Here is a 15,749-nt window from a genome sequence, read left to right on the forward strand (position 1 = left end):
CCCTGGTAGTCCACGCCCTAAACGATGTCAACTGGTTGTTGGGTGCATTAGTACTCAGTAACGAAGCTAACGCGTGAAGTTGACCGCCTGGGGAGTACGGCCGCAAGGTTGAAACTCAAAGGAATTGACGGGGACCCGCACAAGCGGTGGATGATGTGGTTTAATTCGATGCAACGCGAAAAACCTTACCTACCTTTGACATGTACGGAATTCGCCAGAGATGGCTTAGTGCTCGAAAGAGAACCGTAACACAGGTGCTGCATGGCTGTCGTCAGCTCGTGTCGTGAGATGTTGGGTTAAGTCCCGCAACGAGCGCAACCCTTGTCATTAGTTGCTACATTTAGTTGGGCACTCTARWGRGACTGCCGGTGAYAARCCGGAGGAAGGTGGGGATGACGTCAAGTCCTCATGGCCCTTAYRGGYWGGGCTACACACGTSMTACAATGGCTGGTACAGAGGGTTGCCAACCCGCGAGGGGGAGCTAATCCCATAAAACCAGTCGTAGTCCGGATCGTAGTCTGCAACTCGACTACGTGAAGTCGGAATCGCTAGTAATCGCGGATCAGAATGTCGCGGTGAATACGTTCCCGGGTCTTGTACACACCGCCCGTCACACCATGGGAGCGGGTTCTGCCAGAAGTAGTTAGCCTAACCGCAAGGAGGGCGATTACCACGGCAGGGTTCGTGACTGGGGTGAAGTCGTAACAAGGTAGCCGTAKSGGAASSTGCGGCTGGATCACCTCCTTTCTGGAAATATGCAATCAAATTCTTACGCCCATTCTTATCGGCTGTTGTCTTAAACAACAGCATTGGTCATCAATCTAATTGGTGCTACCTTCAGTTCAACTGTTGAATTTGAGGGTCTGTAGCTCAGCTGGTTAGAGCACCGTCTTGATAAGGCGGGGGTCGTTGGTTCGAGCCCAACCAGACCCACCAAATCAGGTTTGAATTTTGGGGGATTAGCTCAGCTGGGAGAGCACCTGCTTTGCAAGCAGGGGGTCGTCGGTTCGATCCCGTCATCCTCCACCAACTTATTTCGGGCGTACTTAATTAATGCAAAGTATCTTCTTTGAGGATGCTTTGTGTTAATTGATTCATTTCAATTATTGGCTGTTCTTTAAAAATTCATAGAGTTAAATCAGCGTTGCTGGTGGAAACTGCACATTCGTAAAGGTTTAGTGCAGACCGTGCCATCAGCAACATTTAGAGATTTTTGATTGCGTCAAAAGAAACTTTTAATTTCGGATCAAACCGGATATTGAAAGATACGGCATAACGCGTCTGGTGAAAGACCAGACATCATTCCTTGAAGATAACTTGAGAAATCAAAGTTATAGGGTCAAGTGAATAAGAGCACATGGTGGATGCCTTGGCAATGATAGGCGACGAAAGACGTGATAGCCTGCGATAAGCTTCGGGGAGCTGGCAAATTAGCTTTGATCCGGAGATTTCTGAATGGGGAAACCCACCCTTAGGGGTATCGCATACTGAATACATAGGTATGCGAGGCGAACCGGGTGAACTGAAACATCTCAGTAGCTCGAGGAAAATACATCAACCGAGATTCCGAAAGTAGTGGCGAGCGAAATCGGAGAAGCCTGTTAGTGATAGCAAGACTCTTAGCAGAACAGCCTGGAAAGGTTGGCCATAGCGGGTGATAGCCCCGTATGCAAAAAGAGACTTGTGGTACTGAGCTAACGACAAGTAGGGCGGGACACGAGAAATCCTGTCTGAATATGGGGGGACCATCCTCCAAGGCTAAATACTCATCATTGACCGATAGTGAACTAGTACCGTGAGGGAAAGGCGAAAAGAACCCCGGGAGGGGAGTGAAATAGATCCTGAAACCGTGTGCTTACAAAAAGTAGGAGCCTCGTAAGGGGTGACTGCGTACCTTTTGTATAATGGGTCARCGACTTACATTCAGTGGCAAGGTTAACCGAATAGGGTAGCCGTAGAGAAATCGAGTCCGAATAGGGCGATCAGTCGCTGGGTGTAGACCCGAAACCAAGTGAGCTATCCATGGCCAGGATGAAGGTGCGGTAACACGCACTGGAGGTCCGAACCGACTAGTGTTGCAAAACTAGCGGATGAGCTGTGGATAGGGGTGAAAGGCTAAACAAACTTGGAAATAGCTGGTTCTCTCCGAAAACTATTTAGGTAGTGCCTCAAGTATTACCATCGGGGGTAGAGCACTGTTTTGGCTAGGGGGTCATGGCGACTTACCAAACCAATGCAAACTCCGAATACCGATGAGTACAGCTTGGGAGACAGAGCACCGGGTGCTAACGTCCGGACTCAAGAGGGAAACAACCCAGACCGCCAGCTAAGGTCCCTAAAATTGGCTAAGTGGGAAACGAAGTGGGAAGGCTATAACAGTCAGGATGTTGGCTTAGAAGCAGCCATCATTTAAAGAAAGCGTAATAGCTCACTGATCGAGTCGTCCTGCGCGGAAGATGTAACGGGGCTAAGCCAGTTACCGAAGCTGCGGATTTGCAATTTATTGCAAGTGGTAGGAGAGCGTTCTGTAAGCCTGTGAAGGTGGTGGTGTAAACCCTGCTGGAGGTATCAGAAGTGCGAATGCTGACATGAGTAGCGTTAAAGGGGGTGAAAAGCCCCCTCGCCGTAAGCGCAAGGTTTTCTACGCAACGTTCATCGGCGTAGAGTGAGTCGGCCCCTAAGGCGAGGCAGAGATGCGTAGCTGATGGGAAACAGGTCAATATTCCTGTACCGATGTGTAGTGCGATGTGGGGACGGAGAAGGTTAACTCAGCCAACTGTTGGATATGTTGGTTCAAGCCTGTAGTCGTGCCTGGTAGGTAAATCCGCCGGGCTTAGATGAGGGGTGATAACGAGTCTGCTTGCAGACGAAGTGAGTGATACCCTGCTTCCAGGAAAAGCCACTAAGCTTCAGCTACACACGACCGTACCGCAAACCGACACTGGTGCGCGAGATGAGTATTCTAAGGCGCTTGAGAGAACTCAGGAGAAGGAACTCGGCAAATTGACACCGTAACTTCGGAAGAAGGTGTGCCTTTAGTAGGTGAACCATTTACTTGGGGAGCCCAATGAGGCTGCAAAAAATCGGTGGCTGCAACTGTTTATTAAAAACACAGCACTCTGCTAAGACGAAAGTCGACGTATAGGGTGTGACGCCTGCCCGGTGCTGGAAGATTAAATGATGGGGTGCAAGCTCTTGATTGAAGTCCCAGTAAACGGCGGCCGTAACTATAACGGTCCTAAGGTAGCGAAATTCCTTGTCGGGTAAGTTCCGACCTGCACGAATGGCGTAATGATGGCCACACTGTCTCCTCCTGAGACTCAGCGAAGTTGAAATGTTTGTGATGATGCAATCTCCCCGCGGAAAGACGGAAAGACCCCATGAACCTTTACTGTAGCTTTGTATTGGACTTTGAACAGATCTGTGTAGGATAGGTGGGAGGCTTTGAAGTGTGGTCGCTAGATCGCATGGAGCCAACGTTGAAATACCACCCTGGTGTGTTTGAGGTTCTAACCTAGGTCCATTATCTGGATCGGGGACAGTGCATGGTAGGCAGTTTGACTGGGGCGGTCTCCTCCCAAAGTGTAACGGAGGAGTTCGAAGGTACGCTAGGTACGGTCGGACATCGTGCTAATAGTGCAATGGCATAAGCGTGCTTAACTGCGAGACTGACAAGTCGAGCAGATGCGAAAGCAGGACATAGTGATCCGGTGGTTCTGTATGGAAGGGCCATCGCTCAACGGATAAAAGGTACTCTGGGGATAACAGGCTGATACCGCCCAAGAGTTCATATCGACGGCGGTGTTTGGCACCTCGATGTCGGCTCATCTCATCCTGGGGCTGTAGCCGGTCCCAAGGGTATGGCTGTTCGCCATTTAAAGAGGTACGTGAGCTGGGTTTAAAACGTCGTGAGACAGTTTGGTCCCTATCTTCCGTGGGCGCTGCAGATTTGAGGAAGCCTGCTCCTAGTACGAGAGGACCGGAGTGGACGAACCTCTGGTGTATCGGTTGTCACGCCAGTGGCATTGCCGAGTAGCTAAGTTCGGAAGAGATAACCGCTGAAAGCATCTAAGCGGGAAACTCGTTTCAAGATTAGATCTGCCGGGGCCTTGAGCCCCCTAAAGAGTCGTTCAAGACCAGGACGTTGATAGGTCAGGTGTGGAAGCGCAGTAATGCGTTAAGCTAACTGATACTAATTGCTCGTGCGGCTTGACCCTATAACTTTGATTAATTCGAAGTTGTTATGCCAAGTTGACGCATTCAAAAAGCACAGCCCAGCAGCTGTGCGAATCTAAATAAAATCTGATTTACTCTATGAATTCGATGGGCTGTTCTTTGGACAGTCTGTCAACAAGTTATGCCTGATGACCATAGCAAGTTGGTACCACTCCTTCCCATCCCGAACAGGACAGTGAAACGACTTAGCGCCGATGATAGTGCGGATTCCCGTGTGAAAGTAGGACATCGTCAGGCTCTTACAGCAAGGAACGCCCGGTTGATTTTTGATCAACCGGGCGTTTTCTTTTGTGCGCTTGATTTGCCTGTGTGACAGGTGACCAGGTCGCACGGAGGTTCAAAAAAAGCCCGCATGAATTCATGGCGGGTTTTTTTGTTTTTGGGATGCGTGATCTGCGGGAGAGTGCGAGCTGAAAGGCACTTCCGCAGAGGAGCAACCCCGGATTTCGAACCCAATTAGCCTGGAGCGCTCAAGCGTTCACGATGTACTCGCCATCCCTTTGAGCCACGCCGGCCGCAACCAGCTCATCGCTGAGTTGCTTGATCCACGCGCGGACAGGAATTTCAGCAAAAAACTTGTTCTTGATTTGCAGGAAATAGGGTGTTTCGGTCGCCCATTGCGCAAACTCATCGAAATCCTGGCGCTGGGTTTCGAGCAACTTGAACTTGAGCAGAACTTTCGCGGCATGCTGTGCATGCCTCGATGGCTTGCTGACGAATGAATCCAGGCGCTGGCGTGCTCGTGCCAACACCTCGGGCGCATAGGCAAAGACACGTCCATGCCCGGGAATCACGGTTTTTGGATTCAGATGCTCAATCAGATCAAGGGTCGCAGCGACTTCGGAGAATGCATCCGCGCCCTCGAGCTCTGGAAATACCACACCAAATCCGTTTTCCCACAGGGCATCCGCGGAAATTAGCACCCGAGTCCGAGGTTCAAAAAACACCAGCGAGTGCGGATCGTGCCCAGGCGCCGCATGAACCTGCCACATCGCCGATCCAAAACGCATGGAAATCCCCGGCTGGATCGTCTGCGTAAAGCTGAACCGCGGACAAAGCTGCCCTGTCGGCAAATAAGTCAGCGCTACCGGATCCCAATCCGCAACTTGTTTTGAGTGGCCAGGTGGAATAAAAGTACGAAGGCCTGGATAACGCGCCTGCAAAGCCGCATTACCGCCGCAGTGGTCGCTGTGCAAATGCGTGTTGATGAGCCTATCGAGAGGCCGCGAACCCAGAGCGGACTCCACCAGCGAGAGTGTTTGCGCCGCGTGCGTGCAATAGCCGCTGTCGACCAGCAGGGTTTCGTCACCACCCGTGAACAAAATATTGTTGGCGGAGAGCCAGCCACGCTCGAAAACATGCAGCCCAGGCGGGAAATCCGGCGCAGCCATCAGCAACTACTGCCGAAAAAAAACTCAGGCCGACGCGCGCAATTCACGCCTGAGGATCTTTCCGACGTTGGTTTTGGGTAGGTCATCGCGGAATTCGATGTATTTGGGGCGCTTGTAGCCCGTGAGGTGTTGCTTGCAATAGGCGCTCACGTCGTCCTCGGTCAGTGTAGGGTCGTTCTTGACAACAAAAACCTTGATGGCCTCACCCTGTTTGTCGTCCGCAATACCGATGGCCGCACATTCAATGACACCAGGACACAGGGAAATCACGTTCTCAAGCTCGTTGGGGAAGACATTAAAGCCGGAAACAATGATCATGTCCTTCTTGCGGTCGATGATTTTGGTGTATCCACGCTCGTCCATGATGCCGATGTCGCCCGTGCGCATGAAGCCGTCGGAGGTGAACGCCTTCTTGTTCTCTTCCGGCTGCTGGTAGTAGCCCGTCATGACCTGCGGACCCTTGATGCAGATCTCGCCGGACTCCCCTATCGCGAGCGACTTGCCATCGTCATCCTTGATCGCGACCTCGATGCTGGGCAGAGGCAATCCTATGGTGCCGGTGAAATCCTTGTTGGTCACCGGATTGTTGGTGCCGATCGCGCAAGTCTCACTCATGCCCCAGCCCTCGATCATGGGGCAACCTGTGACCTGCAGCCAGTGCTTCGCCGTGCCTTCGGATGCGGCCATGCCGCCGGCCTGGGAAACACACAGGCTGGAGAAGTCCACTGTCTTGAACTGTGGGTGCTGAAGCAGTGCGTTGAACAAGGTGTTGACCGCCGGCAGCAGGTGAAACGGCCGCTTCTTGAGAACTTCAATGAACTTTCCGAAGTCGCGCGGATTGGGAATCAGCGTCAGATGGGCGCCCCAGCGGATGGTCAGCAGGCACAGCGTCAGCGCGAAGATGTGGTACAGCGGCAGGGCCGCAATGTTGTTGGTTTTGCTGACGTCGCCGATCCGCTTCAGTGCGGGCGTGAACCATTCCTCGGCCTGCAAAATTGCGGCGACGATGTTGCGATGGGTAAGCACTGCACCCTTAGACAGGCCGGTGGTGCCGCCGGTGTATTGCAAAAATGCAATGGAATCCAATGTGCTTTGCGCGGGCTTGAGCGCCAGGCGGCTGCCCTCGGCAATCGCGCGATTGAAGGCGGTGACGCTGCGCCCTTCGCTCAATGGCAGCTTGTACGCCGGCACCAGCTTGGCGAGGTGGCGGACCGCGAAAGTGATCCACTGTCCGTACCAGAAACCCAGCAAATCACCCATGGAAGCCATGACGACGTTCTTCACCGGCGTGCGTTCAATCACCTCCGCCAGGGTGGCCGCGAAGTTTTCCAGGATCACGATGGTCGTCGCGCCGGAGTCGCGCAACTGGTGCTCCAGCTCCCGCGCGGTGTAGAGCGGGTTAACGTTGACGCAGGTGTAGCCCACGCGCAGGATGGCTGCCATGGTGACGGCAAACTGCGGTACGTTGGGCAGCATGATGGCCACGCGGGCACCGGGTTCCAGGCCCAGGGTTTGCAGCCAGGCGCCCAGCGCCGAAGAAAGGTCATCGAGCTGGCCGTAGCTCATCCAGCGATCCATGCACACCGAGAACGGCTTGGCCGCGTTCTTCTTGAACGACTCCTCCAGCAGGTGCGTCAGTGAACGGAACTGTTCGGTGTTAATTTCGTGCGAAACGCCTTCGGGATAACTCTTGAGCCAATGCTTGTTCATACAAACTCCTTGCTGCTCATTGTGAAAGCCGCGCGAGGGAATCCGTATGGGGCTTGTCCTAATGCCGGCGCGATATCAGGGCCCGGCCGCGAGCAAATGGCCCAATCTGGTCTCGCAGGTGACAGCGTCGTCCTCAAAGAGGGCGTGAATCCATGCCGTCTCGCGGTCTTTGATGAGCTTGAGAAACTCGCCCGCTCCGCGCATATCGGCGAATGCATCGAAGCCGGTTTCCAGGAATTGCTGCAGCGAGTTCAGCCCGGCCGCCGCCGCGGGACCGCGCATCATCTTGAGCAGGGTGCGAAGCYCGAACATTCGTGTCAGACGGTCCAGCTCCCGTCCCAGGTGCAGCACCACCTCGAGTTGCCGCTCGCGCGCGGCGATGTCCCCGACGCGGCGCCAACAGCGGATGTAACGCGCGCAGTCACTGCTTTGGGGGACGGCCTCAACATCCGTCAGCCATTCGCGCGCCATCAGGTCGTCGAGCTGTTCCGTCAGCGCGTGCACTTCCGCCAGCGCCGCCGCGGTATTGACCACGGGTTGCGGAAAAAGCTTGGCGATGGTGCCGGCGATACGCGCGAACTGTTGGTCGCGCTCGGCATAGTCCTTGTCGCTGTAGAGCTCCTGCAGAAAAAACGAAGCCGCCGTTTTATACCGATGGCTGTGCAGCAGGTCGGAATAAGTGGCCTGGAAGCGGCGCGCCTGGAAGCGCTTGACCTCGGCGCTGGCCCGGGCCAGCGGCGGGTCGGCCCTGTGCTGTTGCCGAAGCCTGGCCACGGTCTCTAGCGCGTCGTGTATTTGTTGTGCGGAGGCGTCCATACAAACCCGGAGTTTATCTAGGTACGGGCCCCTATTGAAACTTAAATGCCCATGCGAAACTGCCGGGATGCAAAGAAGAACGCTCCTCAAGCTCGGCGCAGCGTCGGCTGCCGTGCTGCTGGTTGCCGGCGGCACGGCCGCGTTGCTGCAGCCCGGCCTCGCCGGCGGCACGTTGAGCGCCTCGGGCCGTGAAGTATTTTCCGCCGTTGGAAGGGCCGTGCTGGACAAGACGCTGCCGGCCGAAGACGGCGCGCGGCACATCGCACTGGACGGCCTGCTCGGCCGCATCGACGTGCTGGTGCAGGCCCTGCCGCCGCACGCGCAGGCCGAACTCTCGCAACTGCTGGCCTTGCTCGCAAGTGCCGCGGGCCGGCGCACCCTGGCCGGTCTGAGCCAACCGTGGGACGAGGCGTCCATCGCCGACATCCAGCGATCACTTCAGGACATGCGCCTGTCCAGGCTGGCCTTGCGCCAGCAGGCCTACGCCGCCTTGCACGACATCACCGCGGGCGCGTATTTTTCCGATCCGGCCAGCTGGCCGCTGCTGGGATATCCCGGCCCCATGAAGATCTAAAGACCACCCCAAGCAGCATGAGCCAATTGAAAGACCCGATCCGCGAGGGCATCGCACGTGGCTGGAAAGTCATGGGCGGTGCGCTCGGGCCTGCGCCGAAAAACATCGGCTGCGACGTCGCCATCATCGGAAGCGGCGCCGGCGCCGGCATCACGGCCGAGCTGCTGGCCAAGGCCGGCCTGCAGGTGGTGATTGTTGAAGAGGGCCCGCTCAAAAGCAGCAGCGACTTCAACCAGAAAGAATCAGAAGCCTATCCCTCGCTGTACCAGGAAAGCGCGGCGCGCAAGACCGAGGACAAGGCCATCAACATCCTGCAGGGCCGCTGCGTGGGCGGCTCCACCACGGTGAACTGGACCAGCTCCTTTCGCACGCCAAACTCCACGCTCAAGTTCTGGCAGGACCGGTTCGGGCTGGACGGCTACACCACGGATGCGCTGGCGCCCTACTTCGCTCAGGCGGAGCAGCGCCTCAACATCACGCCCTGGCTGGTGCCTCCCAACGAGAACAACGACTTGCTGCGCAGAGGCGCGGCCAGGCTCGGGATTCCCGCATCGGCCATTTCGCGCAATGTCAAAGGTTGCTGGAACCTCGGCTCCTGCGGCCTGGGCTGCCCGACCAATGCCAAGCAGTCCATGCTGGTCACCACCATCCCCGCAGCGCTCGACAAGGGCGCGCAGCTGCTGACCGAGACCCGCGCGGAACGCTTTGAGCTGGCCAACGGCAAGGTCACCGCGCTCGTATGCCGCAGCATGGGCGCAGGCGAGACTATCAGGATCGCCGCGAAACATTATGTGCTCGCCGGCGGCGCCATCAACTCGCCGGCCGTGCTGCTGCGTTCGCAGGCGCCCGATCCGCATGGCGTACTCGGCGCCCGCACCTTTCTGCACCCCGTGGTCATGTCTTCCAGCGTATTCGAGCAAAAAGTGGAAGCCTGGAACGGCGCACCGCAAACCATTTACTCCGACCATTTCCTGGAAACCCAGGCGATCGACGGTCCCATAGGCTACAAGCTCGAGGCCCCGCCGCTGCATCCGGTGATTTTTGCGTCGACGGTGCCGGGCTTCGGCCAGGGCCAGCACGAGCTGCTCAAATCCTTCCCCTACAACCATACCTTGCTGGCGCTGTTGCGCGACGGCTTTCATGACGCGTCGCCGGGTGGGCAGGTCAAGCTGCGCAGCGACAACTCCGCCGTGCTGGACTACCCGCTCACGGACTACGTGATGGAGGGAGGGCGCAGGGCCTTGCTGTCGATGATGGAAATCCAGTTCGCTGCGGGCGCGAAACAGGTGCTGCCGCTGCACGAGATGGCCCAGCCCTACACCTCCTGGGCGCAGGCGCGCGACGCGGTCAATGCCTTGCCCATGAAGCCCCTGCTGACGCGGGTTGTGAGCGCCCACGTCATGGGCGGCTGCGGCCTGGCCGGCACCGAACGCCAGGGCGTCATCCGGCCGGACGGCGTCCATTGGCAACTTGAGAATCTGTCGATCCACGACGGCTCGCTGTTTCCGACCAGCATAGGCGCGAACCCCCAGCTCTCCATTTACGGCATGGTGAACCGCCTGGCGCAGGACCTGGCCGGCAGGCTCTCGGGCCGGGTTGTCACACTGGCCTGAGATACTGCGGCTTGATCCGCTTCTTTTTCCATCTCCCATCCATGCTGGCCCACCTGCAAAGACTCATCACCCTGTCCCTGGTCGCAGCGGCCTTTGGCTGGCTGTTCTGGTTCCGCAGCGACTCCCCTGTGCTGGCCGTCACGGGGTTTCTGGTCTTCGTGCTGGGCTACACCGTTTTCCTGGCCCTCGAATTCGTTTTCCTCCATCATGTCAACAAACAAGACCCGGCGCCGCAGCCTACCTGGATGGAACTGCTGCGAGCCTGGGTGGGCGAGACCCTGACGGCGCCGCGCGTGTTCTGCTGGCGCCAGCCCTTTCGCATGAACGTGGTGCCGGACCAGCTTGCGCCCGTTACAGCTGTCCAGGGGCGCCGCGGCGTCGTGTTTGTGCACGGCTTCTTCTGCAACCGCGGTTTGTGGACGCCCTGGCTGCAACGCGTCCGGGCTGGCGGTCGCGCCTTTGTCGCCGTCAACCTCGAACCCCTGTTCGGCTCCATCGACGACTATGCGCCGCAGATCGACGAGGCGGTCCGCCAGGTCACCGAGGCCACCGGCCTGCCGCCGCTGCTGGTATGCCATAGCATGGGCGGGCTGGCTGTCCGGGCCTGGCTCAAGCGCATGCGAGCCGAGGCCCGCGTTTTCCATGTGGTCACCATAGGATCGCCGCACCGAGGGACCTGGCTGGCACGCTTCGGCCATGGCCACAATGGCCGCCAGATGCGCTTGCAGTCCGACTGGCAGACGCAGCTGGACCACGAGATGCCGGCTGGCCGCCATGCGCTGTTCACGTGCTGGTATTCCAACTGCGACAACATCGTGTTCCCGACATCAACGGCTACCTTGCCCGGCGCCGACAACCGCTTGGTCCGCGGCGCCGCCCACGTGCAGATGGCCTTCCTGCCGCAGGTCATGGACGCCACCCTGGCCATGCTGGAGCGCGAGCCGGCCTGAAAAGCGGCCCTGGGGGCAAATTCATGTGAATTTCTCACAAGAATGACCCTGCATATTCACTATCCACATTCGGCCTGGCTTTTTATGCTCATCTATTTGTAGGATGGAGCGCCCCGTGACCTTGTATGCACAGCCCGAAGCCGCCTTCCTGGAGGCCGCCCCTCCTTTTTCCCTGGACGAAACTGATCCGGCGCCGGCACTGTTGGCCCTGCTGCTGGATGAGCTGGCCCACGGCGTGCTCATCGTCAGCACCCAGGGAAAGATACTGCACGCCAACCAGGCCGCCCGGCGCGAACTCGACCGCGCCGCCGTGCTGGGTGCGGAGCGGGGCGAGTTGAAGGTCCTCATGCCGGCCGACGCCAAAGCCTTCCAGAATGCCCTGGGCAAGGCCATGGCCGGCAAGCGCGGCCTCATCAAGCTGGCGGCAGAGGGCGTGGATTTCACCCTGGCCCTGGTCCCGCTGCAGCGCCAGCCTGGCAGCCCCTGTGACCGGATCGCGCTCATGTTGTCGCGCGTGGGGGTGAGCGAGTCCGGCGTGTTCGGTGCGTTCGCCCGCAACCACGGCCTCACCCACACGGAAGAGCAGGTGCTGGTCTTGCTATGCCGCTGCCTGAGCACGCCCGAGATCGCCACGCAGATGAAAGTCGCCGTCTCCACCGTGCGCAGCCATGTGCGCAGCCTGTGTGCCAAGACCGCCTCCAGCGGTGTCCGGGAATTGGTCAATCGCGTGGCGATCCTGCCGCCCATCGCCCCCTTGTCGATCGGACAGATTCATTGACATTGATATTCGCGTCGGGACGGCCGGCAACGTGCTAGATTACGACTCATAACATGAGTCCGCATATGCCTCCCGAAGAAGATCTTTACGCCCATTTGACCCCCGAATTACGCACCCTGGCCATGCGCGGCGCGGTGCGAAGTTACCCCAAAAAGGCGGTCGTCATCAATGAGGGCGAAATCGGGGACAGCCTGTTCGTGCTGCTCAAAGGCAGCGTCAAGGTGTTCTCCATGGACGAAAGCGGCCGTGAAATCACCTACGGCAGGATTCATTCAGGCGACTACTTCGGTGAAATGTCGCTGGACGGAGGGCCTCGTTCCGCCTCGGTCATCACCCTGGAGCCCTGTACCTGCGCCGTGCTCAGTCGCGCGGAAGTGAGCGAACACTTGGTCGATGAGCCAGGATTCGCCATCAATCTGGTGGTCCAGGTCATCCGCCGTGCCCGCACCGCCACGGAAGCCGCCCGCAATATGGCGTTGCTTGACGTGTATGGGCGATTGATTGCCGTGCTGGAAGCCCACGACGACGTCGCGACCCGCGATACCGCCGAGGGCGTCACCTTGGAGGCGATCACCCACCAGGATATCGCCAGCCGCGTCGGCGCCTCGCGCGAGATGGTCAGCCGCCTGCTCAAAGACCTTGAAAAGGGCGGCTACATCGAGATGGGCACCAAGCGCATCACCCTGCTCAAGAAACTGCCCAGTCGCTGGTAGCGGCGAGGGCGGTCTATATCGCGTTAAAGATGCGCCGCGTTTCCTGCGGCGCCGCGGCACTGGTACCCTTTAGCCGGACGGCTGAACTGCTGTAGGTGCCGGCAGCCCGAACCCCCGTCAAGGCGGGATTCTCATCACTGAACGCCGCGGTGCTGGCGGTTTTCACCACACCGGGACGCTCAGGCCTGCCTGCATCGGGGTCCGGCTTTTGCGGGGAGTAATGCGCCCAGTGTGAGCCCACGATCCGCGTGCCACCCACGGATACCGTCTTGCGTCCGGTGGCAATGCTGTTGAAATTGCCGCTGCGCCGGATCAAGGTCGGATTGTCGGGGTGATCCACGAATGACCACGGGTTCCCGCTCATGTCGTACAGCTTGTCTTCAAAGTGCGATTGGCGCCCGCCTCGCGGGCCGGTCACCACGTCGTCACGTTCCACATAGGCGTCTATCGTGACCTTGCCCGGCTTCGTGTTGGTCAGCTTGATCTGCCACACGCCGCTAGGGGCCGTGGCGACACCCTTGTCGAAACTGAAGGTGGGTGCCAAAGCGATCAGCGCGCAGGTGCCGTGTGTGCCGGTTGCCACGCTTTTGGGGTAAATCAGCGCGCACAGCGGTTGCGTGCCGTTGCCCGTCCACATGCGGGACTCGCCGAAGTCCAGCGCCGGTAGTGCGGCGTGTCCAGGAGGCGTGATTTCTATCCGGATGCCGTGGGCCTGCGGCGGTAGCCATAACTCCAGGAAGTTTTCGGTGGCGTCATTGGGTTGCCCGCGCCAGTGCAGCACTGCGTGCTCATTTTTTGCCAAGGTCACGTTGGCGTGCGTGCGCAACTGGTAGCTGTTGCCTGCCGCCAGCACGATCCGCAGCCGCTGGCCGCACAGCGTGATCAGCTGGTCCATCGCCGCTTCCAGCAGTGAACTTCCGTCATGCGGCCCGGCCAGGKTGCCGAAGCTGATGTTGGTCACGATTTTCGCGTCATGCGCGCAGCGGGAAAGAACATACATCAATCCATCAAGGACGTGTACGTTCATCGAGCCGCCCGAAGTATCGGCCACGGTGTCGTAGTCCAGCTGCACGGCGACGATGTCGCAGCGGCTGGCATCGTCATCGGCCAGGGCCCAGCTGGCCGGCCCGTCAAAACCGGGCGGGAGATCGGCCATCTGCGCCACCAGCGTGCGCGGGCCGCACGCCAGGTCCAGCACATGCGTGCCGTGGCTGACGCGCTTTTCCAGCGCCTTGAGCTTGAAATGCCGGTACACCTCGCCTTCATCCACCAGACCGTTGTAGCTGCGCTGCTGCATCGCCTGGTTGATGTCGGCGGCCGTCAGCTCATGGCCGTAACCCAGGCCGACCGGCGATCGGCCCACGCCTTTGCCGTCCTGCCGCCAAAAGTAGCGCGTACGCGCCTTGCCCTTGTGCAAGAAGCTGGCATTGGCAAAAGCCAGTCCGTCGTCGATCAGCGCCATGACCTTGCCCTTGAGCAGGGGCGGGGCGCCGGTCGTCGTCCCGATGAAGCCCGGGCCTTCCGTGTGAAGGCCAGCGGCCAAACCCAGCTCCAGCCGTTTGACCAGCGCGTGCAGGTTGCCGCCCGGCTGGATGTGCTTGAAGAACGCCGGCTTGACGCGGGCTGTGCAGTAACGCAACCCAGCCGGTGCGGCACTGGAGGTGTACACCGGCGGCACATGCAGCCATTGCGGCGAGGCCGCGCTTATCAACTGGGCGACGCTGACGCCGGGGTTGAGTTCAATCGCCACAGCAAGCCACTTCGGCTGTGTGCCGCCGTAACCCACGAAGCTATCGGCCTCAGCCCATATCAGGTAGGGATCGAAGCCGTTCGTCGCGTCCGGTTTGCCCCAGTCAATGCCGGTGAAGCCGCCTTTGGGAAGTTTGTGCCAGGTCATGGGTGTCCTTACTTCAGGGGTTCCCACTCTTTGGCCGCCTTGGACCACATAAAGGCCAGTAGCGGCGAGGCCGCCACGGTACCGATTTTGGTGAGGTACTGGTAGTAGCCGCTGTGGTTGTCGTCCATCGGAACGCGCAGGTCGAAATCGACAACGTCGCCCTGTGGATCGTGAAACTTGCGGCCGTCGAAACCGCGTTCATGCAGCTGGTTGCTGCCAAGGCAGCGCGCCGCGAAAAACTCGCCCAGCGCGGTGCCGAGCAGCCGGCCCACGGCGCTGTCCACCGGGTAGTGCAGGCCTGCCACCGTGCGATTCACCGCGATGCGCGCCGCTTGCCGCTCCAGTTGCTCCCGGTATTTGGCCGCCGTGCCGTTGGCGCTTTCCAGCAAGGCCAGCAGCACCGTGGCGACGGCGAAGGCTTCGGTGGCATGCCCGCTGGGCCAACTGGCATGGCCGGGGGTGTCAATCATGGGCTGGATCTGCGGCGACAGCTCCATGGGACGCGGGCAGGCGAAGGCGTGCTTGAAGCGCATCTCCACGTCGGACGTGAGCGCCAATGTCAAGGCGATCAGCTCCAGCGTCCATTTATGGCGGTGCGGCTGCAGGCCCACGATGGATCCCCAATACGGGACCTGTGGCGTCATCTGGCTCAGGATTTCGCTGCCGCGGTCTTCACGCAGCTCCGCATAGTTGGCCACCAGCCCCACCTGTTGTTTGAACACCTTGGCCGTGGGACGAACCAGGCGAACAATGGCATGGTCCTTGAGCGGTTTCTTGTTGAGGTCCACAAACCCCAGGGTGACCGACTCGCGCGCCAAATGAACACCGAAGTGAAGGCCGCCCATCAGTTCAAGCGCGCAGACCTGCAGGCGCCGCTCAGCCGCCCACTGCGCCAGCCGGTCCGGCTTGTCGATGGGAAGGGGAAGGTTGACCGGCAAGGTCGGCCCCTGGAATGGCCCTGCGAGGGCCGCGCTGCTTTTTGTCATGCCATCGGCCAGCAAGGGATTGGCGTCCGGCGCGCCGAAACCACCAAAACCACCGAAACCGCCAAAGCCACCGAAGCCACCGAAG

The 15,749-nt window shown here is 59.0% G+C and carries 10 protein-coding genes, 2 tRNA genes and 3 rRNA genes; 10 read left to right on the top strand and 5 right to left on the bottom strand.

What is annotated here, in order from left to right; genetic code table 11:
• From AC1D0P_RS09835 to rrf, 5 genes are all read left to right on the top strand, one after another.
• Positions 1 to 747, top strand: a 16S ribosomal RNA gene (locus AC1D0P_RS09835); the annotation flags it as partial.
• 112 nt (positions 748 to 859) lie between these two features.
• Positions 860 to 936 (top strand) — tRNA-Ile (locus AC1D0P_RS09840).
• A 17-nt stretch (positions 937 to 953) separates the two neighbouring features.
• Positions 954 to 1,029, top strand: a tRNA-Ala gene (locus AC1D0P_RS09845).
• 308 nt (positions 1,030 to 1,337) lie between these two features.
• A 23S ribosomal RNA gene (locus AC1D0P_RS09850) occupies positions 1,338 to 4,217 on the top strand.
• A gap of 143 nt (positions 4,218 to 4,360) precedes the next feature.
• A 5S ribosomal RNA gene (gene rrf / locus AC1D0P_RS09855) occupies positions 4,361 to 4,473 on the top strand.
• Positions 4,474 to 4,706: 233 nt separating this feature from the next.
• Here the strand turns inward: rrf and AC1D0P_RS09860 are convergent.
• The 3 genes from AC1D0P_RS09860 to AC1D0P_RS09870 all read right to left on the bottom strand — a co-directional run bounded on the left by AC1D0P_RS09860 (position 4,707) and on the right by AC1D0P_RS09870 (position 8,153).
• Positions 4,707 to 5,627: an MBL fold metallo-hydrolase gene (locus AC1D0P_RS09860; protein WP_477676560.1), complete on the bottom strand. Its 921-nt coding sequence runs from the start codon at positions 5,625 to 5,627 to the stop codon at positions 4,707 to 4,709.
• 24 nt (positions 5,628 to 5,651) lie between these two features.
• Positions 5,652 to 7,337, bottom strand: coding sequence for an AMP-binding protein (locus AC1D0P_RS09865; RefSeq protein WP_477676561.1), 1,686 nt, complete (start codon positions 7,335 to 7,337; stop codon positions 5,652 to 5,654).
• 75 nt (positions 7,338 to 7,412) lie between these two features.
• Positions 7,413 to 8,153 (bottom strand): DUF8198 family protein, encoded by a 741-nt coding sequence (locus tag AC1D0P_RS09870; RefSeq protein ID WP_477676562.1) that lies wholly within the window; start codon positions 8,151 to 8,153, stop codon positions 7,413 to 7,415.
• 67 nt (positions 8,154 to 8,220) lie between these two features.
• Here AC1D0P_RS09870 and AC1D0P_RS09875 point away from each other — a divergent pair, with 67 nt between their 5' ends.
• From AC1D0P_RS09875 to AC1D0P_RS09895, 5 genes are all read left to right on the top strand, one after another.
• Positions 8,221 to 8,727: a hypothetical protein gene (locus AC1D0P_RS09875; protein WP_477676563.1), complete on the top strand. Its 507-nt coding sequence runs from the start codon at positions 8,221 to 8,223 to the stop codon at positions 8,725 to 8,727.
• 17 nt (positions 8,728 to 8,744) lie between these two features.
• Complete coding sequence (locus tag AC1D0P_RS09880; protein WP_477676564.1) at positions 8,745 to 10,340, top strand: GMC family oxidoreductase; 1,596 nt, start codon at positions 8,745 to 8,747, stop codon at positions 10,338 to 10,340.
• 41 nt (positions 10,341 to 10,381) lie between these two features.
• A complete protein-coding gene (locus AC1D0P_RS09885) occupies positions 10,382 to 11,290 on the top strand; it encodes an esterase/lipase family protein (RefSeq protein WP_477676565.1) in 909 nt (302 codons plus the stop codon).
• A 115-nt stretch (positions 11,291 to 11,405) separates the two neighbouring features.
• Positions 11,406 to 12,068 (top strand): helix-turn-helix transcriptional regulator, encoded by a 663-nt coding sequence (locus tag AC1D0P_RS09890; protein ID WP_477676566.1) that lies wholly within the window; start codon positions 11,406 to 11,408, stop codon positions 12,066 to 12,068.
• 65 nt (positions 12,069 to 12,133) lie between these two features.
• Positions 12,134 to 12,781: a Crp/Fnr family transcriptional regulator gene (locus AC1D0P_RS09895; protein WP_477676567.1), complete on the top strand. Its 648-nt coding sequence runs from the start codon at positions 12,134 to 12,136 to the stop codon at positions 12,779 to 12,781.
• Positions 12,782 to 12,794: 13 nt separating this feature from the next.
• Here AC1D0P_RS09895 and AC1D0P_RS09900 read toward each other — a convergent pair whose 3' ends face one another.
• Positions 12,795 to 14,678 (bottom strand): S8/S53 family peptidase, encoded by a 1,884-nt coding sequence (locus tag AC1D0P_RS09900; protein WP_477676568.1) that lies wholly within the window; start codon positions 14,676 to 14,678, stop codon positions 12,795 to 12,797.
• An 8-nt stretch (positions 14,679 to 14,686) separates the two neighbouring features.
• The coding region (locus AC1D0P_RS09905; RefSeq protein WP_477676569.1) for a phosphatase PAP2 family protein at positions 14,687 to 15,749 on the bottom strand (1,063 nt) is incomplete at its 5' end.

The sequence above is a fragment of the Polaromonas sp. P1_G2 genome, assembly GCF_056405515.1.

What these genes read in the sequence shown, in the direction of transcription:
- AC1D0P_RS09865 (WP_477676561.1), bottom strand. Translation starts at nt 7,337, where the DNA reads ATGAACAAGCATTGGCTCAAGAGTTATCCCGAAGGCGTTTCGCACGAA.
- AC1D0P_RS09880 (WP_477676564.1), top strand. Translation starts at nt 8,745, where the DNA reads ATGAGCCAATTGAAAGACCCGATCCGCGAGGGCATCGCACGTGGCTGG.
- AC1D0P_RS09885 (WP_477676565.1), top strand. Translation starts at nt 10,382, where the DNA reads ATGCTGGCCCACCTGCAAAGACTCATCACCCTGTCCCTGGTCGCAGCG.
- AC1D0P_RS09875 (WP_477676563.1), top strand. Translation starts at nt 8,221, where the DNA reads ATGCAAAGAAGAACGCTCCTCAAGCTCGGCGCAGCGTCGGCTGCCGTG.
- AC1D0P_RS09895 (WP_477676567.1), top strand. Translation starts at nt 12,134, where the DNA reads ATGCCTCCCGAAGAAGATCTTTACGCCCATTTGACCCCCGAATTACGC.
- AC1D0P_RS09860 (WP_477676560.1), bottom strand. Translation starts at nt 5,627, where the DNA reads ATGGCTGCGCCGGATTTCCCGCCTGGGCTGCATGTTTTCGAGCGTGGC.